Source organism: Hymenobacter psychrotolerans DSM 18569 (genome assembly GCF_900142395.1).
Classification (GTDB): Bacteria; Bacteroidota; Bacteroidia; order Cytophagales; family Hymenobacteraceae; genus Hymenobacter; species Hymenobacter psychrotolerans.
In genome coordinates this window covers 1-22,169 of the sequence record NZ_FRAS01000004.1, presented here as the reverse complement: position 1 = coordinate 22,169, position 22,169 = coordinate 1, and the positions used below count along the sequence as shown (strand labels likewise).

At 62.2% G+C, this 22,169-nt stretch carries 18 protein-coding genes; 11 read left to right on the top strand and 7 right to left on the bottom strand.

Annotated elements, in window-relative coordinates; all coding sequences use genetic code 11:
• Window positions 1-125: 125 nt before the first annotated feature.
• The 4 genes from BUE15_RS05650 (at window position 126) to BUE15_RS05635 (ending at window position 3,465) form a co-directional block, all read left to right on the top strand.
• Window positions 126-521: a hypothetical protein gene (locus BUE15_RS05650; protein WP_073282270.1), complete on the top strand. Its 396-nt coding sequence runs from the start codon at window positions 126-128 to the stop codon at window positions 519-521.
• Between the two features lie 88 nt (window positions 522-609).
• On the top strand, window positions 610-1,017 hold the full coding sequence (locus tag BUE15_RS05645; RefSeq protein WP_073282005.1) for an EVE domain-containing protein: 408 nt from the start codon (window positions 610-612) through the stop codon (window positions 1,015-1,017).
• A 112-nt stretch (window positions 1,018-1,129) separates the two neighbouring features.
• Window positions 1,130-2,728 (top strand): hypothetical protein, encoded by a 1,599-nt coding sequence (locus BUE15_RS05640; RefSeq protein ID WP_073282003.1) that lies wholly within the window; start codon window positions 1,130-1,132, stop codon window positions 2,726-2,728.
• A 188-nt stretch (window positions 2,729-2,916) separates the two neighbouring features.
• Entirely contained in the window at window positions 2,917-3,465 is a 549-nt protein-coding gene (locus tag BUE15_RS05635) for a DUF4252 domain-containing protein (protein ID WP_084548850.1), read from the top strand.
• Window positions 3,466-3,825: 360 nt separating this feature from the next.
• Here the strand turns inward: BUE15_RS05635 and BUE15_RS22560 are convergent, their stop codons facing one another.
• The 4 genes from BUE15_RS22560 to BUE15_RS05615 form a co-directional block, all read right to left on the bottom strand.
• Complete coding sequence (locus BUE15_RS22560) at window positions 3,826-5,412, bottom strand: OmpA family protein (protein WP_073281999.1); 1,587 nt, start codon at window positions 5,410-5,412, stop codon at window positions 3,826-3,828.
• A gap of 263 nt (window positions 5,413-5,675) precedes the next feature.
• Window positions 5,676-7,157 (bottom strand): OmpA family protein, encoded by a 1,482-nt coding sequence (locus BUE15_RS05625; RefSeq protein ID WP_073281997.1) that lies wholly within the window; start codon window positions 7,155-7,157, stop codon window positions 5,676-5,678.
• A gap of 332 nt (window positions 7,158-7,489) precedes the next feature.
• Window positions 7,490-8,785: an aminopeptidase P N-terminal domain-containing protein gene (locus BUE15_RS05620; RefSeq protein ID WP_073281995.1), complete on the bottom strand. Its 1,296-nt coding sequence runs from the start codon at window positions 8,783-8,785 to the stop codon at window positions 7,490-7,492.
• A 92-nt stretch (window positions 8,786-8,877) separates the two neighbouring features.
• Window positions 8,878-10,011: a hypothetical protein gene (locus BUE15_RS05615; protein ID WP_073281993.1), complete on the bottom strand. Its 1,134-nt coding sequence runs from the start codon at window positions 10,009-10,011 to the stop codon at window positions 8,878-8,880.
• 195 nt (window positions 10,012-10,206) lie between these two features.
• Between BUE15_RS05615 and BUE15_RS05610 the strand changes: the two genes are divergently transcribed.
• From BUE15_RS05610 to BUE15_RS05590, 5 genes are all read left to right on the top strand, one after another.
• A complete protein-coding gene (locus tag BUE15_RS05610; protein ID WP_073281991.1) occupies window positions 10,207-11,232 on the top strand; it encodes a glycosyltransferase family 9 protein in 1,026 nt (341 codons plus the stop codon).
• A 203-nt stretch (window positions 11,233-11,435) separates the two neighbouring features.
• Complete coding sequence (locus BUE15_RS05605; protein WP_073281989.1) at window positions 11,436-12,668, top strand: M16 family metallopeptidase; 1,233 nt, start codon at window positions 11,436-11,438, stop codon at window positions 12,666-12,668.
• 153 nt (window positions 12,669-12,821) lie between these two features.
• Window positions 12,822-13,262: a YDG/SRA domain-containing protein gene (locus BUE15_RS05600; RefSeq protein WP_073281987.1), complete on the top strand. Its 441-nt coding sequence runs from the start codon at window positions 12,822-12,824 to the stop codon at window positions 13,260-13,262.
• 30 nt (window positions 13,263-13,292) lie between these two features.
• Entirely contained in the window at window positions 13,293-13,931 is a 639-nt protein-coding gene (locus tag BUE15_RS05595; protein WP_073281985.1) for an O-methyltransferase, read from the top strand.
• A gap of 83 nt (window positions 13,932-14,014) precedes the next feature.
• Window positions 14,015-16,978 (top strand): TonB-dependent receptor, encoded by a 2,964-nt coding sequence (locus BUE15_RS05590; RefSeq protein WP_073281983.1) that lies wholly within the window; start codon window positions 14,015-14,017, stop codon window positions 16,976-16,978.
• A 152-nt stretch (window positions 16,979-17,130) separates the two neighbouring features.
• Here BUE15_RS05590 and BUE15_RS05585 read toward each other — a convergent pair whose 3' ends face one another.
• The 3 genes from BUE15_RS05585 to BUE15_RS05575 all read right to left on the bottom strand — a co-directional run bounded on the left by BUE15_RS05585 (window position 17,131) and on the right by BUE15_RS05575 (window position 20,846).
• Window positions 17,131-18,138, bottom strand: coding sequence for a TolB family protein (locus tag BUE15_RS05585; protein ID WP_073281981.1), 1,008 nt, complete (start codon window positions 18,136-18,138; stop codon window positions 17,131-17,133).
• 164 nt (window positions 18,139-18,302) lie between these two features.
• Window positions 18,303-19,082, bottom strand: a complete 780-nt coding sequence (locus tag BUE15_RS05580) for a TolB-like translocation protein (protein WP_139252145.1) — start codon at window positions 19,080-19,082, stop codon at window positions 18,303-18,305.
• Between the two features lie 411 nt (window positions 19,083-19,493).
• On the bottom strand, window positions 19,494-20,846 hold the full coding sequence (locus BUE15_RS05575) for an NHL domain-containing protein (RefSeq protein ID WP_073281978.1): 1,353 nt from the start codon (window positions 20,844-20,846) through the stop codon (window positions 19,494-19,496).
• Between the two features lie 244 nt (window positions 20,847-21,090).
• Between BUE15_RS05575 and BUE15_RS05570 the strand changes: the two genes are divergently transcribed.
• Entirely contained in the window at window positions 21,091-21,648 is a 558-nt protein-coding gene (locus BUE15_RS05570) for a helix-turn-helix domain-containing protein (RefSeq protein ID WP_073281976.1), read from the top strand.
• A gap of 228 nt (window positions 21,649-21,876) precedes the next feature.
• Window positions 21,877-22,169: transposase family protein (locus BUE15_RS05565; protein ID WP_139252144.1), on the top strand; the 293-nt coding region annotated here is incomplete at its 3' end.

Below are 22,169 nucleotides of genomic sequence, written 5' to 3'. Positions count from 1 at the left end.
TTGAAGGCGCAAAACTCCCGGCCGCAGTGGCTGCGTATACGATACCGCCGGTTTCGGCGCTACTTTTGCCGGCCGCCACCGGCGTTTCGGCCGGCTGCCTGTTCCACCTTTCAGCCTTGTACTCTATGCGTCTGTTCACTGTTTTGGCCGTGTTGTGCGTGGCGCTGCTGGCGGCCACCTGCCGGCCCGGCACCAAGGCCGCTGCCAAGCTCAAGCAGCTGGAGCGCACGTGGCTGCACGCCCACGAAGAAGACCAGGGCGACGTGCAGGTGTACCGCCCCAATACGTATGCTTTTCCGCCCTCACGCGGCCGTACGGGCTTTGCCTTCGAGCATAATGGCATCTTCACGCAGTTCGATATTGCCCCCACCGATGGCCTGGAGGGCCACAAAGGCACCTGGACCGCCGAAAACGAACACACTCTGCGCATCTCCCTCGACGACAAGAAGGACCCTGACTATCAGCTCGAAATAGTGTCGCTGGAAAACGACCTGCTGAAAGTGCGCCGCATAGAAAAATGAGGGCAGGAATGAGCGAATGGCTTGCCTGAGCAGTCCCGCTTATTTCTTCATTCGCTCTTCCACATCACTCAACTCACTTCTTCTCTCATTGAATTACTGGCTCGTTAAATCCGAACCTGAAGCCTACTCCTGGGCCGACTTCCTGCGCGACGGTGGCACCGACTGGACCGGCGTCCGCAACTACCAGGCCCGCAACTTCCTGCAGCAAATGCAGCCCGGCGACTTAGTGCTCTACTACCACAGCGTAAGCGAAAAGCAGGTGGTAGGCATTGCCGAGGTAGCCGCCCCGGCCGCCCCCGATGCTACTGCCGAAGCCGACAGCGGCTGGGTGGCCGTGCACCTGAAGCCCCAGCAGGCATTGCCGCAGCCGGTTTCGCTGGCTCGCATCAAGCAGGATGAGCGCCTCGGCCAGATTGGGCTGCTGCGCCAGTCGCGCCTGTCGGTGATGCCGCTGAAGGCCGCAGAATTCGATACCATTCTGGAGCTGGGAGCCTAAGCACTACAGTAGCGCCGGAGCCGGGCATTTTCCCGGGCCGGGCATGACATTGCGCTGGCTTCGCCGTATCTTACTGAACCCCGTAGCCCCTCATCGGCCTTCGGATTTGGTTATGAAACACGTTGCCTCGCTCCTGTTCCTGCTGTTTGTGGCGGTTGGCGTTGCTGCTCCGGTAGCAGCCCAGCAAAAAGAACCGGCCGCCATCTACACGCCCACCCAGGCCACCCGTCTCGAGCTGCCGCTGGACCTCAGTTCCAGCGAGGTGGAAGTGCAGCCCATTGCCCAGGACAGCAGTGTGGTGGTGCTGGTGAAGCAGGATGGCCCCGGCATTCGCCACGACACTTTCAGTCTGCAGAAATACGACTACCGCCTGCAGCCCCTCTGGAATGTGCTGCTGCCCGTGCCCCGGGAGTTTGATTTTCAGGCCATCTGCGCCGAAGGCACTTCCAACTACGTGCTGTTTCAGTCCGACTACACGCAGGACCGGCTGTGGGCGGCCAGCGTAGATGCGACGGGCAAGCGGGTACGCACCTATGAGTTCGATACCAAGCTGACGCGCGACATCTACGACCTGAAAGCGCTGGGCGGCAACCTGTTCGTGACGGTGCTGGTAGACAACCACCTGACTGTGCTGCTGCTCGACCTGAGCACCGGCAAGCATCAGTTTCTGCCCTCGGTATACGAGCCACTGCCCGCCCAGCTTTCTTTCCTGGCCGATTCGGCGGCCAAGCGGGCCGAGTTTGTGATGAGCCAGACCAACGGCTACAAGGCACGCCTGCAACTCAAGCAGCTGTCGGCGCGGGGCATGCTGCTGCGCTCTGAGTTTGTGCAGGCCGAAAGTGAGCGGGGCCTGATTTCGGCCCAGATCAGTCCGGCGGCCGACTCGGCGGCGGGGCGGCTGCTGGCCGGCACCTACACCCTGCGCGACCCGCGCTTCTCGCAGGGCCTGTTCGCGGCCGACCTCTCGGCGGGCGTGACGCCCACCGGCTCGCGCCGCTCGCTGCGCTTCTACGACTTCGCCAACCTCAAGCATTTCTTCGACTTCATGAGCCCCGGCCGGGCCCGGCGCCTGCAGCAGAAAAGCGAAAAGCTGCGCGCCGCCGACCGGGTACTGCGCCTGCGCTACCGCACCCTCATCCACGACCTGATTCCGTTTGAGGATGGCTACGTGATGGTAGCTGAAGTGTATTATCCTTATTACCGCAACAACTGGTATGGTGGCGTGTACGGGCCGACCCGCGTGTACAACCCCTACTATTACCCAGGCTACGGCAACCCCAACTGGGCGCGCGGCAACCGGAACTACGACGGCTACCGCATTACGCACGCGCTGGTCTGTGGCTTCGACAAGCGCGGCAACCTCTTATGGGACAATACGTTCGTGCTGAAAGACGTGGTACGCTACACCTTGTCCGAAACGGTGCGGCTGTGCCCGCTGCCGGACGGCCGCCGGCTGGCTATTGCCTACCTCACCGACGACAAGCTGAACTACAAGATTATTGACCGGACGGCGCCTTCCCCCAACGACCTGCACGTGAACCTGCAAACGTCGTCGCTGCCAACTGCCAAGGAAAAGGCCACTTCCACCAGCAACGAAGGCCTCGTGGCGTGGTATGGCAACCGCCTGCTGGCCTTTGGCTACCAGAACGTGCGCGCCGACCATGCTCCCAACCGGGAGGTTTTTTTCCTGAATGCCATTGGGTTTGAGTAGGAAGACAGGGACTAGCCGGACCGGCTTACGGTGCTAGTCGCTCGGCTGCTGCAGGAGCCGATTATGAGAGAAGAAGGAGATGAGCCCGGGTTGAGGACAGCCATACTGCTGAAAACAGCGTTTAATCCTTCAACTTGCCGCTTCCTTATCGGCTGTTCCATCTCTCACCCTCTTTTTTTCCTATTGCCATGATGAGAATTCGCACGTTTATGTGGCTGCCGCTGGTGGCGTTGCTGCTGCTCGCGGGCTGCCGCGCTTCCGGCCCCGGCAACCCGGCCCGCACAGTAGCGGAGTTTTTCAACAAGTACGAGAACCGCTCCGGCTTTAAAGCCACCGACTGGAGCGCCGGCCTTACTACCCGCATTCTGCTGGGCCGCCTCGGCAGCCTGGGCGGCGAAAACGACCTGACGCAGGCCTTGTCGTCGGTGCGCAGCTTCCGGGTGCTGACGTTTGCACCCACCAGCGGCAGCGCCGAGAAGCTGGTAGCTGAGGGGCTGGTGAGCGAGGTAAACGGACTGCTTTCTAATGAGCGGTACACGCCCCTGACCACCGGCAGCGGCAACGTGCGCTACGCCACCCGCCAGCAAGGCGACCGAGTGACGGAAGTGGTAGCCACCAGCACCGTTTCCGGCGTCCCCGACTCGTTTATGCTTATGTCTATTGGCGGCAACTTCACGCAGGGGCAATTGGCTCAGCTCATCAAGGTCCTGCCCAACGTAGCGGATATGACCAAGTAGAAAGGTATTCGCCTCATGGTAGTAAGAAAGGCCGCTTCCTCCGGGAGCGGCCTTTCTTATGTGGGTAAAGCTGTCCAGAGTCTTCCTTCGTGCTTGTCATCCTGAGTGCAGCGAAGGACCTTCTCACGGTTGAGCAGATGAGCAGACTTAGTGCTAGCGTGAAAAGGTCCTTCGCTTCGCTCACGATGACACATAACCAAGCTGCGCCCTCTTTAATCAGGAAGATGGCGTTGTGCCGGATGGAGCAGACGGCAGCCGAGCTTGGAAAGGACCTTTCTTCCAGGCACTCTGACAGACACAAAAAAGCAGCCTGCTCAGGGAGCAGGCTGCTTTTGGTATTAGGCGTTGGCCGAAGAAAGCTTAGCGCTTGCGCGGAGCGGCTTTCTTGGCGGGAGCCTTCTTCACGGGCGCTTTGGCCGGAGCCGCTTTCTTGACGGGAGCAGCCGGAATTTCGGGGGCTACTCCGTACTTGGTCTCGGCAGGGTTCGGGTCGCCGGGCAGATACACGTCGAACTCTACGCGACGGTTGATAGCCCGGCCGGCTTCGGTAGCGTTGTCGGCAATCGGCTTGGTTTCGCCGTAGCCGTGCGACACGATACGGTCGGCCGGAATGCCTTTGCTCAGCATGTAGGTGCGGGCCGAAGCAGCGCGCTCGTCCGACAGGCGCAGGTTGTAGGCATCGTCGCCTTTGCTGTCAGCGTGGGCCGAAATGCCGAGCGAGTAGTCGGGGTAGGCGTTCAGGATTTCTACCAGGCCGTTCAGGGTCGGGAACGAAACCGGCTTCAGCGTAGCTTTGTCGAACTCGAACTGGATGAACTTGGTGGCTTCCTGGAGCTTCTTCTTCTCTTCTACTTTCATCTCCGGGCAGCCTTTGTTCGAGGCTGGGCCCGGGCGGTTGGGGCAGCGGTCCTGGTAATCCGGAACACCGTCGCCGTCACGGTCGAGGGGGCAGCCGCTGGCATCTACTGCTACACCGGCAGGCGTGTTGGGGCACTTGTCGTCGGCATCGGTCACACCGTCACCGTCCGCATCGGGGCAGCCTTGCAGCTCTGCTTTGCCGGGAGTATCGGGGCATTTGTCGTCGCCGTCGCGCACACCGTCACCGTCACGGTCGGGGCAGCCTTCCAGCGCCGCCAGGCCCTTTTCGGTGGGGCATTTGTCCTGGTAGTCCGGCACACCGTCGCCGTCGCCGTCAAGCGGGCAACCGTTGGCATCCACGGCTACGCCGGCCGGCGTGCCGGGGCATTTGTCTTTGCGGTCCGAAACACCGTCGCCATCTTCGTCTTTCATCTTACCGAAGGCCACGGTCAGACCGGCCGTGTGCTGCAGATACCGGTCGTCCCAGGCATCATTGTCGCGTACAGGAACACCATCGAGGTTAGCTTTCAGCGGGATGTGCTGGCCGGTCTGGATGAACAGGCCAACGCCATCCGCAAGCCGGAAGTTGATACCGGCGGCCCCGAACAGGTCGAAATAGCTCTTGTCCTCAGCCAAGTTGGTGCTGGTGCCGTTCTGGTTGTAGCTGCCTTCGCGGCTGGTGAAAGCCCAACCCGGGGCGGCCAGCAGATACGGCTGGATAAACGCGTCTTCCTTGAAAGCCCAGCCATTATTCAGCTTGAGCTTGAGGGCCAGGTTTACGTTGACGATGTTGGTGTTAAAGTTGGAGCCGAAGCGCGAGGCACTTTGCTCGGGCGTGCTTTTCAGCTCCACATAGGCGCCGCTCAGGCCCAGGTCCAGGCCCGGCGTGAGGTAGCGGCTGAACGTGATACCGGGGCCGTAGTTGTTGGAAGTCCAGTCCCAGTAGTTCGTGCCAAAGTTGCCTTTATACTGGTAGGCACTGCCGTAGAGGCTGATGGCCGTCTTCTTATCGGCGGTCTGGGCCTGCGCTGGGGCAGCCGCAAATAGCAGCATACCCAGGGCGGCACTGGTGGTTAGAAGGTGTTTCATAATTGAAAGTGTGTGTGGAAATACTGCCTTTGGCTTAGCTCATGCCTGCGTTCAGTACGGGGTGCTATACTTTCTCCGGTGCGGTAAGGTTGTGTTTAAGCGGGATTCTATTTTTCGCATATAGCCCTTGCCAGCTATTGGAACGCAGTATGCCTCTGTAGCTCAGTCCGCGCTGGAAACTGCCGGCACCTGTTTGAGCCCCAGAAAAAGAAAAAGCGGCAAACCGTGAGGTCTGCCGCTTTTTCTAAAGAACGCCGAGCTTATTAGGGCTGCGGGTTGCCGGGAATGAAGAACTCAAACTTGAATTCTACCCGACGGTTCTGGCTCATGTTCTTGGAAGACGTGTTCGGAGCAGCAGGCTGGCTTTCGCCACGTCCTTCGGTCACGATACGGGCCGGATCTACCTGCTTGCCGGTGAAGTAGCGTTTCACCGAGCCGGCACGACGCTCCGAGAGGCCCTGGTTGTACTCATCCGTGCCACGGCTGTCGGCGTGGCCGATAACGCGCAGGCTGTACTCGGGGTGGTCTTTCAGGGCCTGTACCATTTTGTTCAGGGCCGGATACGAGCTGGACGTAATAACCGTGCTGTTAGTCTGGAAGCGGATGGGCCGCTCCAGCGCTTTCACAGCGGGGTCAATGCTCAGCGGGCAGCCGTTGGCATCTACGCGGGTGTTAGCGGGCGTATCGGGGCACTTGTCCACGTCGTCTTTCACACCATCGTTATCCGAGTCGAGCACCAGCGGGCAGCCGTTGGCATCTACCTGCGTACCGCGCGGAGTATCGGGGCACTTGTCGTTTTTGTCGGCTACGCCGTCACCGTCCGTATCGGGGCAGCCGCGCAGAGCAGCTGTGCCGGCCTGGTCGGGGCACTCGTCGTCTTTGTCGGCTACGCCGTCATTGTCACGGTCGGGGCAGCCGTTGAGGGCAGCCGTGCCGGCTTCGGTGGGGCACTGGTCCTGGTAATCCGGAACACCGTCGCCGTCGCCATCAAGCGGGCAGCCTTTCTCGTCCACGGCTACGCCGGCGGGCGTGCTGGGGCATTTGTCTTTGCGGTCGGGTACACCGTCACCGTCTTCGTCCTTGGCTTTGCCGAAGGCAATGGTAACCCCGGCCGTGTGCTGCAGATACCGGTCATCCCAGGCGTCGTTGTCGCGGGTAGGGTCGCCGTCGAGGTTGGCTTTCAGCGGAACGTGCTGGCCGGTCTGCACGAAAATGCCGACGGCGTCGCTCACGCGGAAGTTGATACCGGCGGCGCCAAACAGGTCGAAGTAGCTTTTGTCTTCGGCCAGGTTGGTGCTGGTGCCATTGCTGTTAAACGAACCTTCGCGGCTGGTGAAGGCCCAGCCCGGGGCGGCCAGCAGATAGGGCTGAATCACGGCATCCTCTTTCAGTGCCCAGCCATTGTTCAGCTTAAGCTTGAGGGCCAGGTTCACGTTGACGATGTTGGTGTTGAAATTGGAGCCGAAGCGCGAGGCACTTTGCTCGGGCGTGCTTTTCAGCTCCACGTACGCCCCGCTCAGGCCCAGGTCCAGGCCCGGCGTGAGGTAACGGTTGATGCTGATGCCGGGACCGTAGTTGTTGTCGCCCCATTTCCAGAAGTTGGAGCCGAAGTTGCCTTTATACTGGTACGCGCTGCCGTAGAGGCTGATAGCGGTTTTGCGGTCAGCCGTTTGAGCATGCCCTTTTGGGGCTGCGGCCAGCAGCGTCAGTCCCAGAGCTAAAGTGGGAGTTAAGAGGTTTCTCATAACCAGAAGTTTTGGTGAACAGAAACTTCGCGGCGGAACCTGCCTGAGTAGGCAAAGTCGCCCGAAAGTAGCATCCTATACCCCCTGAGCAGCCAGAAAGTTACTGTGTAGTATTTCTGCGGTGGTCAGCCAAACTGCACTATTCCGCTTCTCAGGCACTTCGCGCAGCCACGGTTGCCGGCTGATTCCCAACTGCTGAGCTGCGAAAAAGCCGGCCGCCATAGCCACACGCACCGGCCCGATTGGCTGCCCGAAAAATCCTCAGTGAATACAACAAAAAAGCCGCTTGAGTCAATCAAGCGGCTTTTTGCTGGTCGGTAGTTCGGCGGGCCCTAGCGGCCGGCGCGCATCAGGCGCTCAATGTCGTCGGCTTCGAGCGGAATATTCTTCATCAGGTCGTCGTTGCCGGTTTTGGTGATGAGAATGTCGTTTTCGAGGCGGATACCGAGGCCTTCCTCGCGGATATAGATGCCCGGCTCGCAGGTATACACCATGCCCGGCTCGAACACGCGGTACTTGGCGCCCACATCGTGCACATCGAGGCCGAGGTAGTGCGAGGTGCCGTGCATGAAGTACTTTTTGTAGAGCGGCGCGGCCGGGTCCTGGTTTTTCACGTCCTGCTCATTCAGCAGGTCCAGCTTAATCAGCTCCTGCTCCATGAAGCGGCCCACGCCGGCATGGTACTCCTCAATGCTGTTGCCCGCCACGAGCTGCGAAGTAGCATACTTCATCACGCGCAGCACAGCTTCGTACACGTCGCGCTGGCGCTTCGTGAACTGGCCGTTCACGGGGATGCTGCGCGACAGGTCGGCGGCGTAGTTGGCGTATTCGGCCCCGAAATCGAGCAGCATCACGTCGCCGTCCTTGCATTCCCGGTCGTTGCTCACGTAGTGCAGAATGCAGGCGTTGGCCCCGGAGGCAATGATGCTGCCGTAGGCCGGGCCGCGGGAGCCCTGGCGCAGAAACTCGTGGAAGATTTCGGCCTCAATCTCATATTCCATCACGCCCGGCTTCACGAAGCCCAGCAGGCGGCGGAAAGCGTCGCCGGTGATGTCGGCGGCCTTCTGCATCAGCCGGATTTCCTCGGCACTCTTAATGGCGCGCAGGTGGTGCATGATGGGGGCTACGCGGCGGTAGGTGTGCAGCGGGTAGGCCTCCTTAATCCACTTGATAAAGCGGGCGTCGCGGGTTTCTACTTCCACCACGGCCCGGATGTGCTCGTTGGAGTTGAGGAACACGTTTTCGGCCTCGTTCATCAAGGCCGGCAGAACGCTCTTAAACGACTCCAGCCACATAATGGTAGGCACGCCGGACTGCTCACGGGCCTGCTCCTTGGTGAGCTTGTAGCCTTCCCACACCAGAATATGCTCGGAGGTTTCTTTCAGGAACAGGATTTCGCGGTACTGCGGCAGCACCGCATCGGGGAAGATGACGAGGATGCTTTCTTCCTGATCGACGCCGGAGAGGTAGAACAGGTCGTTGTTTTGCCGGAACGCCATGGTGCCGTCGGCGTTGGTCGGCATCACGTCGTTGGAGTGGAAGATGGCCAGTGAGGCGGGCGGCAGCTGCTCGCGGAAGCGGCGGCGGTTTTCAGTGAAAAGCTCGGGGGCAATACGGCCGTAGCGCATGGAGTGAGGCTTAGTGAAAGTTCAGGGACACACAGAAAAGGTGGCGGCTGCAAGTTAGAGGAAAGCCCTGAGTGCCGCCACTCAACCGGCCATCAGAAGTTCAGGTCGTCGGGCTCGCCCAGCAGGCGGCGGCCGGCCCGGACACGCTCTGCCAAGTCGTCGAACATGGTGGTTCGCTCGTGGCGGCGGCGCCAGCCTTCGGTGGCCGCTTCGGGGCGGATGCCCAGCGCCATGCGCTGGCAATACTCACTGTAGACGTGCGGCAGTGCGGCCCGTAGCTGGCTGAAATAGTAGCGGTTGCTGGCCGTAATCACGGCCTGGCGCCAGTTGGCGTGGGCCTCAATGGGAATTTCAACGGAGCCGGCATCCTGGAGGCGCTCCAGCGCCACTTCCAGATCGGTCTGGTCGTCGGCGGCCTGATAAAGGCTGAGCTGGCGTTTGGCCTCGAACTGCCGCAGCCGCGACGGATGCTCGAACTGGCGCAGGTAGCGGCGCACCAGGTCGTCGTATTCGTCGCCCCAGGTGGGCACGTGCGGGCGCGGATCGGGCGGAACGGGAGCCGCCGGGGGCCGGGCTTCCTGCCGCTGCCGCCGATAGGCCTTCTCGTAGCGCAGCTCCTTACCGCCGCGCACATCGGGGAGCTGGCGCAGGTAGGTAGTGCCCCGGCGCAGGTCCCAGAACTGCGTCCAGGCGCTCAGGTCGTGGTCGTCTTCGTCTTCCTCGCGGGCGTGGGGGTAGCGGCGGTGGAACCAGAAGTCGCGGGAGGGGTTGCCGGTTTCCAGGTCGTCGGGGTCGGTGAGCTGGGCCAGAAACGCATCGAATAGCTCCAGCTCCCCCGGGCTGATGGGCGTGAGCACCGGGCACTCCTCAATGTAGTTGTGCCAGTCCTCGAAGTTGGCCGTGAGCAGCGCGCCGGGCACGTCCACCTGCTCGGCGCGCCACTGGCACTCCAGATCGAAGAGCTTCTGGTGCTGAATCATCCAGAGGTAGGTGTAGGCTTCCTTGTCGTGCTGGCGGAGCAGGTATTCCAGGCTGTCCTCGTAGGTTTTGCCCTTATAGTGCAGGTCCTGCAATTCGCGGGCGTAGGTTTTCAGAAACAGTTCGTGGTACATGGGGTGGTAGCCGGCCAGCAGTTCGCGCAGGCGCGCATCGGCCAGTATCTGCTCCTCGGTAGGGGCCGGCTGCGGCGCCGGCGACGAGGGCGTATTTTCGGGAGTATCGGCCATAGAATGCGAATAGGTATAGCGGAAAAGCGGCAACCCTGCCGCTTGTAATATAGGAAGTTGTATTATACACTACCTACCTGTTATATAGCAGGCTGCTATCCACCGGCGCAAATCGGCAGCACAACCCCGGCAAGCCGGGGCCGGGGCCGTATCTTTGCGTTTCTGGCTTCGGCCGTCCCTGCTCTGTTTTCGTGTATGCCCCCCGCCCCTCCCCGGTCCATTCTGCTGATTCAAACGGCATTCATTGGCGACGTTATTCTAGCCACGGCGCTGCTGGAGCAGCTGCACCGCACCGAGCCGAATACGCCCGTGGATTTTCTGGTGCGCAAAGGCAACGAAGGCCTGCTGCAGGGCCACCCGCACGTGCGCCACGTGCTGATCTGGGACAAGAAGCAGGACAAGTACCGGGGCCTGTGGCAGCTGCTGCAGCGAATCCGGCAGACGCGCTACGACCGGGTGATTACGCTGCAGCGCTTTGCGTCTACGGGCTTTCTGACGGCTTTTTCCGGGGCCCGGGAGCGGGTTGGCTTCGATAAGAATCCGTTTGCGCGGTTGTTTACGCAGGTGGTGCCGCACGTAATCGGGCCGGGCGTGCACGAGGTGTCGCGCAACCTGCACCTGCTGGGTCCGGCTTCTGGCAGCGCCATCACGCCACCGCGCCTCTACCCTTCTGCCGCCGACGAAGCCGCCGTAGTGCCCTACGCAGCGGCGGGTCCTTACCTGTGCATTGCGCCCACTTCGGTATGGTTTACCAAGCAGTTTCCGAAGGAGCAGTGGCTGAAGCTGCTGGCGGCGCTGCCCGCGCACTACACAGTGTACCTGCTGGGCGGTCCGCCCGACGTGGCCGCCTGCGAGGAGCTGGCCCAGGCCGCCGGCCGGCCGGACCTCGTGAACCTGGCCGGTACACTCTCGCTGCTGGCCTCAGCCGCCCTGATGCGCGGCGCGGTGCTCAACTACGTCAACGACTCGGCCCCTATGCACCTGTGCTCGGCCGTGGGGGCGCCTACCTGCGCGGTGTACTGCTCCACGGTGCCCTATTTCGGGTTTGGGCCGCTGAGTCCGTTTTCGCGAATAGTCGAAATAAAGGGCGACCTGGAATGCCGGCCCTGCGGCCTGCACGGCTACGCCAAATGCCCGCTGGGCCACTTCCTCTGCGCCCACGGCATCGAAACCCAGCAACTGCTGGCCGTGCTGGCCGAGGCGGAATTGGTAATGAGGTGATGGGGTGAATGGTAACAGGTGACAGATGACAAGTAAGTGGTCTTGGTCTACCTGTCACTTTTTACTTGTCACCTGTTACCATTCACCTCATCACTCCATCACCGCATCACCTGTCGTACCTTTGCAACCTGCTGCGCCTGTGCGCGGTTATACAGAGCCGGGCTGCTACTGCTCAGGCCCCTACGACTCCAAGACTCTATAAAATGTCCGAATACGACCTGTACGAGCTGCCTAACGGCATCCGGGTTCTGCATAAACAAGTTCTGCACACCAAAATCGCGCACTGCGGCTTCCTGCTCGACATTGGCTCGCGCGACGAAAAGCCGGGCCAGCAGGGCCTGGCGCACTTCTGGGAGCATATGGCCTTCAAGGGCACTGAGAAGCGCAAAAGCTTTCATATTCTCAACCGCCTCGAAACGGTGGGCGGCGAGCTGAACGCCTACACTACCAAGGAAAAAATCTGCTTCTACGCCTCCCTGCTTAGCACCCACTTCGAGCGCGCCTTTGAGCTGCTGACCGATCTGACGTTCAACTCCATCTTCCCGGAAAAGGAAATCGAGAAGGAGCGCGGCGTGATTCTGGAGGAAATGAGCATGTACCAGGATGCCCCCGAAGACGCCATCATCGACGACTTTGACGGCGTTATCTTCAACAACCATGCCCTGGGCCACAACATTCTGGGCACGCGGGAAAGCGTCAGCGGCTTCCAGCAGGCCGATTTCCGGCAGTTTCTGCAGGAAAACGTGCGCACCGACCGGCTCGTATTTAGCTCCGTCAGCAACCTGCCTTTTAAGGAGGTGAAGCGGCTGGCCGACAAGTTTCTGGCACCGCTGCCGGCTCGGCTGGGGGCCCGGCCCCGCACCTCGTTCGGAGGCTACCAGCGCGTAGATCAGCTGGAACGCAAGCCCATTACGCAGGCCCATTGCCTGATTGGGGGGCCCGCTTACGCCATCGAGGACCCGCGCCGGATTCCGTTTTTCATGCTCAGCAACCTGCTGGGCGGCCCCGGCATGAACTCGCGCCTCAACCTGGCCGTGCGCGAAAAGTACGGCCTTGTCTACACCATCGACGCCACCTACTCGCCCTACACCGATACGGGGCTGTTCGGCATTTACTTCGGCACCGAGAAAAAGCAGGTAAACCGCACTATTTCGCTGGTGCAGAAGGAGCTGAAGAAGCTGCGCGAGCAGGCCCTGGGCACTACTCAGCTGCATACCGTGAAGGAGCAGCTGATGGGCCAGATGGCCATGTCGGAGGAAAGCAACAGCGGCATGATGCAGCTGCTGGCCAAAAGTACCCTCGACATCGGCCGCGTGGAAACCATCAACGAAATCTTCGAGCGGGTGCGCGCCGTCACGTCGTCGGAGCTGCTGGAGCTGGCCAACGACATTCTGCGCGAAGACAACCTGAGCGTGCTGCAGTACGTGCCGGAGTAGCCTGCTCAGCATATCACAGCTAGAACTGTCATCCTGAGCGCAGCGAAGGACCTTATCCTGCTGGAACGACACTTGGTTGTTCTGATGTAACAAGGTCCTTCGTGCGCATAGGATGACAGTTTTATTTCATCTCTTTCCCTAAACTCCTTCTGCTTGCCACGCATTTTCGGGCATATCGGTACGTACCGGCCGGGCGACACTTTTGCGAACCGCTTGGAGTTGAGCTTGTGCGGACTGCACCGGCCGCGCCGGGCCGGCGTGAGCGGCTCGCAGGCCGAAGGCGCCGACTCTATCGTTTTGGCAGGTGCCTACGCCGACGACCGGTTTTCGGAAGCCGAAATCATCTACACCGGTAGCGGCGGCCGCGACTCACAGTCGGGTCATCAGGTTACGGATCAGGAGATGACCGGATGCAACCTGGCACTGCGCCGTAGCCAGGAAACGGGCCTGCCGGTGCGGGTTTTTCAGCGTGTAGAGCAGAATGGCACCGAGGTCTTGCGCTACGAAGGATTGTACCGTGTCGTAAGCCACGAATACACGCGAGGCGCGGCCGGATTTCAGGTATTCCTGTTTCGGCTGGTCCCAGTTGTATAGTGCGGGCTGCGGGGCCTGCTACTTTTGTATATGTCCGAAGAATTTTTCCACTACGCCGACCTGCATACTTCGCCGGAGCCGCCGCTGCTGGCGCGTCTCAACCGCGAAACCCACGTTCAGACGCTGATGCCGCGCATGCTGAGCGGGCACGCGCAGGGCCGGCTCCTGAGTATGCTCAGCCACATGGTGCGGCCCCGGCGGGTGCTGGAGCTGGGCACGTTCACGGGCTACGCGGCGCTGTGCCTGGCCGAAGGGCTGGCCGACGGCGGTGAGTTGCATACCATTGAGTTTAACCCGGAGCTGGAAAGCCGCATCCGGCGCTACGTGGCCGGGGCCGGCCTCACCGGGCGGCTACACCTACACATCGGGCGGGCCGCCGACATTGTGCCCACGCTCACCGAAACCTGGGATTTGGTGTTCATCGACGCCGACAAAATCAACAACGACACCTATTACGAGCTGGTGCTGCCGCAGGTGCGTGCAGGAGGGTTCGTGCTCATCGACAATGTACTTTGGGGCGGTAAAGTGGTAGACTCCTACCCGGTAAAACCCTCCGACAAAGACACGCACGCCGTCCGGGCCTTCAACGACAAAGTGCAGGCCGACCTGCGGGTGGAAAACGTGTTTCTGCCCCTGCGCGACGGGCTGCTGCTGGTGCGCAAGCTCTAGCCGCCGCTGCCTTTTTTGCCAACGCGCTAAACGTCCGGGCCGCATTTGCGTCTATTGCCGTGAGTGACCTATTCCCTTGCCCGATGCCAAGACGTTTTTTAGTGCTTTTGCTGCTGCTCTGCTCCGTGCTGGCGGCCCACGCCCAAACCAGCTCCGTAACCGGCCGCATAGTAGATGGCGCCGACCAGAGCCCGCTGATTGGGGCCAACATCCTGGTGCGCAGCCTGTCCGCCGACTCCGTGAAAAACGGCGCGGCCGCCGATGGCGAAGGGAATTTCGCGGTGACGGGCCTGCCCGCCGGCCGCTACGAGCTGACAGTCTCGTTTCTGGGCTACCAGATGCTGCAGCGGCAACTCACGCTGGCCGGGCAGCCCCTGGCGCTGGGCACGCTCACGCTGAGCGCGGGCGGCGTGGCGCTGAAGGGCGTGGAAGTGGTAGGCCGCGCCGCTGCTGCCGTGCAAAAAGGCGACACGGCCCAGTTTAATGCGGGCTCCTTCAAAACCAACCCCGACGCCAACGCCCAGGACCTCATTACGAAGATGCCCGGCGTGAACGTAGACCCCACCACCGGCAAGGTGCAGGCGCAGGGCGAGCAGGTGCAGCGCGTGCTGGTAGACGGCAAAGAGTTTTTCGGCAACGACCCCGACGCCGTGCTCAAGAACATTCCGGCCGAAGTCATCGACAAGATTCAGGTGTACGACCGCGCCTCCGACCAGAGCCAGTTCACGGGCTTCGACGACGGCAACCAGCAGAAAACCATCAACATCATCACGAAGCCGCAATTCCGCAACGGCCAATTCGGGCGGGTGCTGGCCGGCTATGGCCCCCAGGACGACCGGTACCGGCTGAGCGGCAACATCAACCAGTTTAAGGGCAAGCAGCGCCTGAGCGTGGTGGCGCAGAGTAACAACGTGAACGAGCAGAACTTCGGAACCGAGGATTTGCTGGGCGTGGTGGGCTCGTCTTCGGGCGGTGGAGGCGGCCGGGGCGGACGCGGCGGGGGAAGTCCCGGCGGCGGCAACCAGGGCGGCGGCGGCGGCAACAACGCCGGCAACTTCCTGGTGAACCAGCGGGGCGGTATCAGCAAAACGCACGCGCTGGGCCTGAACTACTCCGACAGCTGGGGCGCCAAAACCGACGTGCAGAGCAGCTACTTCTTCAACCTCAGCGACAACACGGCCAGCACCAGCCTGCTGCGCCGCTACGTGGCCCCGCAAGGCTCCACTGATGATTTGCGCTACAACGAAAACTCGCTCAATACCAGCCGCAACATCAACAACCGCTTCAATATGCGGCTGGAGCACAAATTCGACTCGGCAAACTCGCTGATCTGGCGGCCGGCGCTGTCGGTGCAGCGCAACACCGGCAACAGCAGCCTAGATGGCCGCACGTTTCTGGCTTCCGGCGACGCGGCCAACCAGACCCAGGGCAGCAACACCAGCGACTACCGCTCGGCCCTGACGGGCATCACGGCCAGCAACCAGCTGCAGTTCCGGCACCGGTTTGCCAAGCGCGGCCGCACGGTGTCAGTGGGTCTGAACACCACTTACAACGACAAGGACGGCGACAACAACCTGCTGTCGTCTACCTCGGCGGTGGGCGGGCGCACCACGCTGCTCAACCAGTTTTCGGAGCTGACGCAGCAGGGCTGGGCCTGGACCGGCAACCTCAACTACACCGAGCCGCTGGGCCAGTTCAGCCAGCTGCAGGGCGAATACCGCATTTCGTACACGCCCAACCAGTCGGACAAGCGCACTTACGACTTTGCGCCGGGCGAGCAGGCCTACTCGCTGCTGAACGACACGCTGAGCAGCGTATTTGAGAGCCGCTACCTCACCAATGCCGGCGAGCTGACCTACCGCTACCAGAACAAGGAATTCCAGTGGACGCTGGGCGGGGCCGTGCAGCACGCGCAGCTCCGCTCCGACCAGGAATTTCCGCGCGCCACGCTCACTGAACGCTCGTTTCTGAATTTCCTGCCCAACGCCACGGTGCGCTACAACTTCTCGAAGCAGCAGAACCTGCGCCTGAACTACCGCACCAACACCAGCGCCCCCAGCATCAGCCAGCTGCAGGAAGTGGTGAACAATGCCAACCCGCTGCAGCTGACCACCGGCAACCCCGACCTGCGCCAGGAGTACCGCCACAACCTGTTCCTGCGCTACTCGTCGGCGGTGCCGGAGAAGTCCACGTCGTTTTTCGCGCTGATTGGCGGCTCCTACACCAACAACTACATCACCAACAGCACCGTGTATGCCGGCACCGAGCCGCTGACGGTGGGTGGCGTGACCATTCCGGTGGGCGGCCAGCTCACGCGGCCCGTCAACCTGAACCAACAGTACACGCTACGCTCTTTGCTCAACTACAGCCTGCCGCTGAGCTTCATCAAGTCCAATCTGAACCTGAGCGCCAACGCCAACTTCGCGCAGACACCGGGGCTGGTATTTGAGCAGCTGAATTACAGCCGTACCCCCAGTTTCGGGCTGGGCGTGGGCCTGAGCAGCAACATCAGCCCGGAGCTGGACTTCACGCTCTCCTCCAGCTCCAACCAGAACTACGTGCGCAACACGCTGCCCGGCCAGGCCAACCGCCAGTACTTCCGCCAGAACACCAGCCTGCGCTTTTCCTGGATACTGGTGAAAGGCCTGACGCTGCAGTCTGATGTGAGCCACCAGCTGTACACGGGCCTTTCGGCGGGCTACAACCAGAATTTCGTGCTCTGGAATGCCTCGCTGGGCAAGAAAATCTTCGCCAGGCAGCAGGGCGAAATCAAGCTTTATGCCTTCGATTTGCTGGGCCAGAACAACAGCATCCAGGTAAACAACACGGCCGCTTACACCGAGGACGTGCAAAGCAACATTCTGCAGCGCTACCTGATGCTCATGTTCACCTACAACATCCGGAGCTATGCCGGCAACGGCAGCAGCAACGATGCCCTGCCTGGTGAAGCACCTGCTGAACGGCGCAACCGGGGCGGCTTCGGGCAGCCCGGCGGCGGCCCGCCTCCCGGCGGCGGGGGCATTGGCCCTCCCGGTGGTGGCCTGTAGAAACCAGCAGCGCCCGGCCTCGTGAGGCCGGGCGCTGCGGTGCCGTAGAGACGCGTATTCGCGTCTGGTCGTTGAACGACTGATGCCGCGCCTGCCAAACAACATCACCAAAGACGAGACGCGAATACGCGTCTCTACAGCCTGCTCCGCCGCTACGGGCTCACCTGCAGCACCTGCTGCCCGTCGTAGCTCATGGTTTCCAGCACGGTTTCCTGCTTCAGCAGGCCGGGGGTGGGGGCGCTGCTGTTGATGCGCAGCACCAGCAGGCGCGGCTGGCCGGGCACAGGGCCAACCGACTGGAAGCTGCGGGTCTGGCAACCTTCGCGCAGCTGCTGCCGGGCGGCCCCGTTCGCCAGCGGCTCGCGGTAGAGGTGGCGGCCACCCGCCCAGAACACGTCGGTGCCGTTGGGGTGCCACTGCAGGCTCTGCACCGGAAACGGCAGCGGCGCCGGGGCCGCCGCAAACGTGCCCGTGCCCACGTGCAGGGTGCAGAGCGTGTGCGGCAGGTTGGGCGTGGCCCCCGTACCCACCGGATAGGCGCCAAACGCCAGCCGCTGCCCATCGGCCGCCCACGCCAGCGTGAGCTGGGGCCAGTAGCCGGGCGTGGCCAGCAAGCGGGGGGTGCCACCCGCCAGCGGGGTCAGCCAGAGCGCCGCCGCCTGGTAGGTGCCACCCGCCACCGTGTAGGCCAGCTGCCGCCCGTCGGGGCTGAGGGCAAACGTGCCGATGCTGCCCGGCAGGCCGGGCACCTGGCGCAGGCTGTCGCCGGTGGCGGTGATGCGCCAGAGCCGGCCTTGGTTCAGAAACAGCAGGTCGCCCCGGCTGCTCCAGTGCAGCCGGTTGTAGGTGGCCGACTGGTTCAGACGCGTTACCTGCCTGGTGCGCAGACTCTCCTTGTACAGCCCCGACCGGTCAATTCCCATCGTATCCGTAACGAAGGCCACGTACGCTACTTCCTCCGCGTTGGTAGGGTTGAGGGCCGGCTGCTGCCGAAACAGCGTATGGGGCTCGTGCTGCCAGCCCAACGGGCCGGGGTCCGGCAATACTGAGCACGGGCCATCCTCCACGTAGTCGGGCGTGGGCTGTATAGGGTCGGCGGAGTGGGTGCAGGCAGCCGTGGCGGCCAGGAGAAGCAGGCCGCGAGAGAAGAAGTGCTTCATGCAAAAATAGATGAGGATGAATAACCGAAGCTCGCCTTGTACAATAATTACGCCTAAAAATCCTTCTTGCGCTATATAAGCCCGCGAAAAGCCGGGCCGAACCCCTGCTACGCACAAACGCCCGACCGCAGAAGGCCGGGCGTTGCCAGTGCGAGCGGAAGCACCTAGAATTCTACCTTCCGCTGGTTGTTGCCATCCAGGTCCATGGTCCAGAGGTTGGTTTCACCATAAATGGCGCGCCCATTGTCTTCGGCGTGGCGGTCAACTCGTTCTACTATCAGCGTGCGACCGTCGCTCGATATGGAAGGGTGTATGTAGATGCGGCCACTACAGCCCGTGTGCAGCGTAACGGTGCGGCGGGAAGCCAGGTCCGTTCTGAATAGGCCCAAGTCACTGCTCCATACAAACCCATTGCCGTTGGGTAGCCACGCTGCCCCATGAATACCACCATGCCCGGCTTTAATATCAACTGGCACAATTAGATCCACTTTATTGGAAGCAAAAGTATAGACACCTAAACCGAATACGCCATCGGCAGTATGCTGGAGCAGCAGCTTTGTTCCGTCCGACGACCAGCCTTCCGCGTAGCCTTTGAGCGGCTCAGCAGGAGCCGTCCGGGCGCCACCTTTGCGGTCCAGAAACACCAGGCCCTGCGCTGCCGCCGTGGGGCCGTCTTGCCAGCAGACCAGCCGCTGCCCGTCGGGGCTCCACTGGGGTTGGTAATGCGGCACGCCGTAGGTAAGCTGGGTTAAACTGTCACCCGTACTCTTCACTTTCCATACCTGGTGGTTTTTGCTTAGGGCCAGCCAGCCTTGCGGCCCCCAGCGCAGCTGCAGGAATATATCATTGCCGGCCAACACCTGGGTTTGCCGCTTGGTATCCAGGTTTGTCTTCCAAATGCCGGCCACGCCGGGGTCTTGCTCATCCCTTTTAAAGAAAATCACTTCCCGAGAATTCTCAGGATTAAAGTACGGCCTGGCGTAGCCGAAACGAGGACTTCTGGTAGGATACTCTTCCAGTGCATTCGGCACCAACTTTAACTCCGGGCAGCCGCAGGGGCCGCTGTTGTCTTTGTCGCAACCGGCAAGTAAGCCGCATACTCCTACAAGCAGCAGCCCTTTGAATAGAAAGTAAGTTTTCATTGCTTGAGAAATTTCCCGGGTACCAGAGTATGTGGACAGTCAGTAAAAAAGCATCAAAGAGGCCGTCATGCTGCGCTGGCCGAAGCATGACGGTCTCTGAACTACTCAATTATCATCACAACGAAGCGGTAGAGAGGCTTCGGCCAGCGCAGCATGACGGTCTTTTACCTGACTGTTAACGCAGCCTGGCAGCGCGGCCCTTTCGCCAACCCGCTACTCCCGCCACAGCCGCTGCATGTGGGGTTGGCCATTGAGGCGCAAGCACACCAGGTAGAGGCCGGCCGGCAGCGCCTGGGTTGCAAGCGGCACGGTGTAGGGGCCCGCTGCCCGCCGCGTGGGAGGCAGCACGTGCTGCACCAGCCGGCCCAGCGCATCCAATAGCACCACCGAAACGGTAGCCGCTTCCGGCAGCTCTACCCGTAGCTGCGCGGCCGTCGTCGTCGGATTGGGCCACACGGAAAACTGCAGCGCAGAAGCAGCGGGGCTGCCCGCCGCTATGGCCAGCGGCAGCCCGGCCAGCCGCCGGATACGGTGGTTGGTCAAGTCGGCCACATACAATCGGCCGGCACCATCTAGACTAAGCTGCTGGCCTACGCCCAACTGCGCGGCCGCGGCCGGGCCATCGGCAAAGCCGTTGGTGCCATCGCCGGCCACGGTGCTCACTTGCCCGGCCGGGCTGATGGCCCGTAGCCGATAGTTGTCGCGGTCCGTTACGTACACCGTACCATCAGAACCCACCACGACTCCTATCGGGCTGGAAAAACGGGAGGTGGCGGCGGGCCCATCCTGATAGCCGGCACTGCCTGTGCCAGCAAGTGTACTCACTTGCCCAGCTGGTGTAATTACACGAATACGGTGGTTGGACCGGTCCGCTATATACAAGTTACCAGCTCTGTCTGCCGTTAAGTTTTGGGGTTCCCGAAAGCGGGCCGAAGTAGCTGGCCCGTCTACATAGCCCATTACTCCGTCGCCAGCAAACGTGCTTACCAGTACATTACCTGTGGCATCCGTTTGTATTCTGCGAATGCGCACGTTGCCAGCTTCCCCAACATATATATCCCCATTGCTGACTACTGCCAGCCCAATAGGCCCCGCAAATCGCGCTGCTAGGCCCGGCCCATCCAGGTAGCCGGCTACCCCGCCCGCTACCGTCGTCACGATGCCGTTGGCGTCTACCTGCCGGATGGCATTGTTGCCCGTGTCGGCGATAAGCAGCGTGCCATCGGGCCGGACCAGCACCGTGCGTGGCCCCCGAAACTGCGCCACGGCCGTGTTACCATCAACGTAGCCGAAGGTGCCGCTGCCGGCGAAGGTGCTCATCAGCCCGGTTTGCGCGTCCACGCGCCGGATAACGTTGTTGTTGGTGTCGGCGATGTAGAGGTTGCCCTGCGCGTCTAGGGCCTGCCCCCGGGGCGAGTTTAGTTGGGCGCGCAGGGCCGGGCCATTCTGGAAGCCCTGGGTGCCGGAGCCGGCCACGGTGCTCACCGTGGGCTGGGCCAGGGCCGCGCCGCTCAGCAGCAGGCTGGCGGCCAGCAGCGCCAGCCGGGAAGGTAACTGATTCATCATAAGGTGGCAATAACACATCGTAACGGCTCAATACTCAGCAATTTTCGGCCGGAAAGCAACTGTGGTAGTATTTACTTTTCGCCGCTCTACCCGCCCGCCGGCAGTGCCGCCGGAGCCGGGCCGGACGCGGAAGGCGCGGGAAGCTGCGCGGAATGAGAGAGAAGTAGTGGTATTCCGCGCGGCTTATTTTTTTATTTTGCGCGGAATACTGCTGCTTTCTTCTCATTCCGCGCACCTTCGCCGTATGCCACGCCGCGCCCGTCCCTCTACACACGTCATTGCCCGCCTCCGCGACTGGTTCGGCCTCACCCAGGACGAGCTGGCCCTGTACCTGGGCCTGAGCGCCCCGCTGGTGCGCGACTGGGAAACCCGTCGCCGCCCCCTCACGCCCGCCGCCGTGGCCGCGCTCCAGCCCCTGCTGGCCTGCCTGCCGCCCCCAGCCCCGGACTCCGCCACCCCACCACCCACTACTTCACCCTCCACCACCCCACCTCCCGAGGCCGGGGCGCTGCGGTTTCGGGCGCGGCAGTGCCGGCAGCAGGCCGCCGGCTTGCAGGCGCAGGCTGGCCGGCTCCAGCGGCAGGCCGTGGTGGCCGCCCGCTGGGCCGAGGCCCTGCCCGGCCTGCTGGCCGCCCCCGCCCCCGAGCCCGCCCACGCTGCCTGGCAGGCCGACTGGCTGCGCCGCCGCGCCCGCCCTCTCCCGCCGGAAGCCGCCACCCGCTGGCACCTGCTGACCGCCCGCGCCGCCGCCCTGCTCCTCGAAGCCGCCACCCTCGAAGCCCTGCTCCCCGAAGCCGGGTAGCCGCCTCATTTCCTTCCCCCGCCCCCCCTACGCGGTGGGCGGCCTCTCTCCCGGAGAGGTTTCGGGCGGCGAACCGGGCGGGCCACTGGCCGCCGCCGGCCCCCGCGCTGCGGGAGCGGCGGGGCGGGCGGCGGGCCCTCTTGCCTCAAGCGGAAATGCCCACTATATTAGACCTAATTCGGAAAAGGTGGCTAAGTTAATCCGCGAGGAGCAGCCGTAGATTTGGGCATGGATTACCGTGCCTTACGCGAGCGGCCCCGGCAGTTTCTGGCCCTGACCAGCCTGCACGTGGCCGAGTTTGACGACTTGCTCACCGCCTTCGCGCCGGCCTGGGAGCGGCACCACCGCTGGCATACGCTGGCGGGGAAGCGGCGGCAGTTTCCGGCTCACCGCGAACGGCCGACGGCGGTGCTGGCGGGCAGCGATGTGAAGCTGTTTTTTCTGCTCACCTACCTGAAAAGCAATGCCCTGCAAGAACACCAGGCGGCCAGTTTTGGCGTTTCGCAGGCCCGTGTCAGCCA

What these genes read in the sequence shown, in the direction of transcription:
- BUE15_RS05650 (WP_073282270.1), top strand. Translation starts at nt 126, where the DNA reads ATGCGTCTGTTCACTGTTTTGGCCGTGTTGTGCGTGGCGCTGCTGGCG.
- BUE15_RS05640 (WP_073282003.1), top strand. Translation starts at nt 1,130, where the DNA reads ATGAAACACGTTGCCTCGCTCCTGTTCCTGCTGTTTGTGGCGGTTGGC.
- BUE15_RS05635 (WP_084548850.1), top strand. Translation starts at nt 2,917, where the DNA reads ATGATGAGAATTCGCACGTTTATGTGGCTGCCGCTGGTGGCGTTGCTG.
- BUE15_RS22560 (WP_073281999.1), bottom strand. Translation starts at nt 5,412, where the DNA reads ATGAAACACCTTCTAACCACCAGTGCCGCCCTGGGTATGCTGCTATTT.
- BUE15_RS05625 (WP_073281997.1), bottom strand. Translation starts at nt 7,157, where the DNA reads ATGAGAAACCTCTTAACTCCCACTTTAGCTCTGGGACTGACGCTGCTG.
- BUE15_RS05620 (WP_073281995.1), bottom strand. Translation starts at nt 8,785, where the DNA reads ATGCGCTACGGCCGTATTGCCCCCGAGCTTTTCACTGAAAACCGCCGC.
- BUE15_RS05615 (WP_073281993.1), bottom strand. Translation starts at nt 10,011, where the DNA reads ATGGCCGATACTCCCGAAAATACGCCCTCGTCGCCGGCGCCGCAGCCG.
- BUE15_RS05610 (WP_073281991.1), top strand. Translation starts at nt 10,207, where the DNA reads ATGCCCCCCGCCCCTCCCCGGTCCATTCTGCTGATTCAAACGGCATTC.
- BUE15_RS05605 (WP_073281989.1), top strand. Translation starts at nt 11,436, where the DNA reads ATGTCCGAATACGACCTGTACGAGCTGCCTAACGGCATCCGGGTTCTG.
- BUE15_RS05595 (WP_073281985.1), top strand. Translation starts at nt 13,293, where the DNA reads ATGTCCGAAGAATTTTTCCACTACGCCGACCTGCATACTTCGCCGGAG.
- BUE15_RS05590 (WP_073281983.1), top strand. Translation starts at nt 14,015, where the DNA reads ATGCCAAGACGTTTTTTAGTGCTTTTGCTGCTGCTCTGCTCCGTGCTG.
- BUE15_RS05585 (WP_073281981.1), bottom strand. Translation starts at nt 18,138, where the DNA reads ATGAAGCACTTCTTCTCTCGCGGCCTGCTTCTCCTGGCCGCCACGGCT.
- BUE15_RS05575 (WP_073281978.1), bottom strand. Translation starts at nt 20,846, where the DNA reads ATGATGAATCAGTTACCTTCCCGGCTGGCGCTGCTGGCCGCCAGCCTG.
- BUE15_RS05570 (WP_073281976.1), top strand. Translation starts at nt 21,091, where the DNA reads ATGCCACGCCGCGCCCGTCCCTCTACACACGTCATTGCCCGCCTCCGC.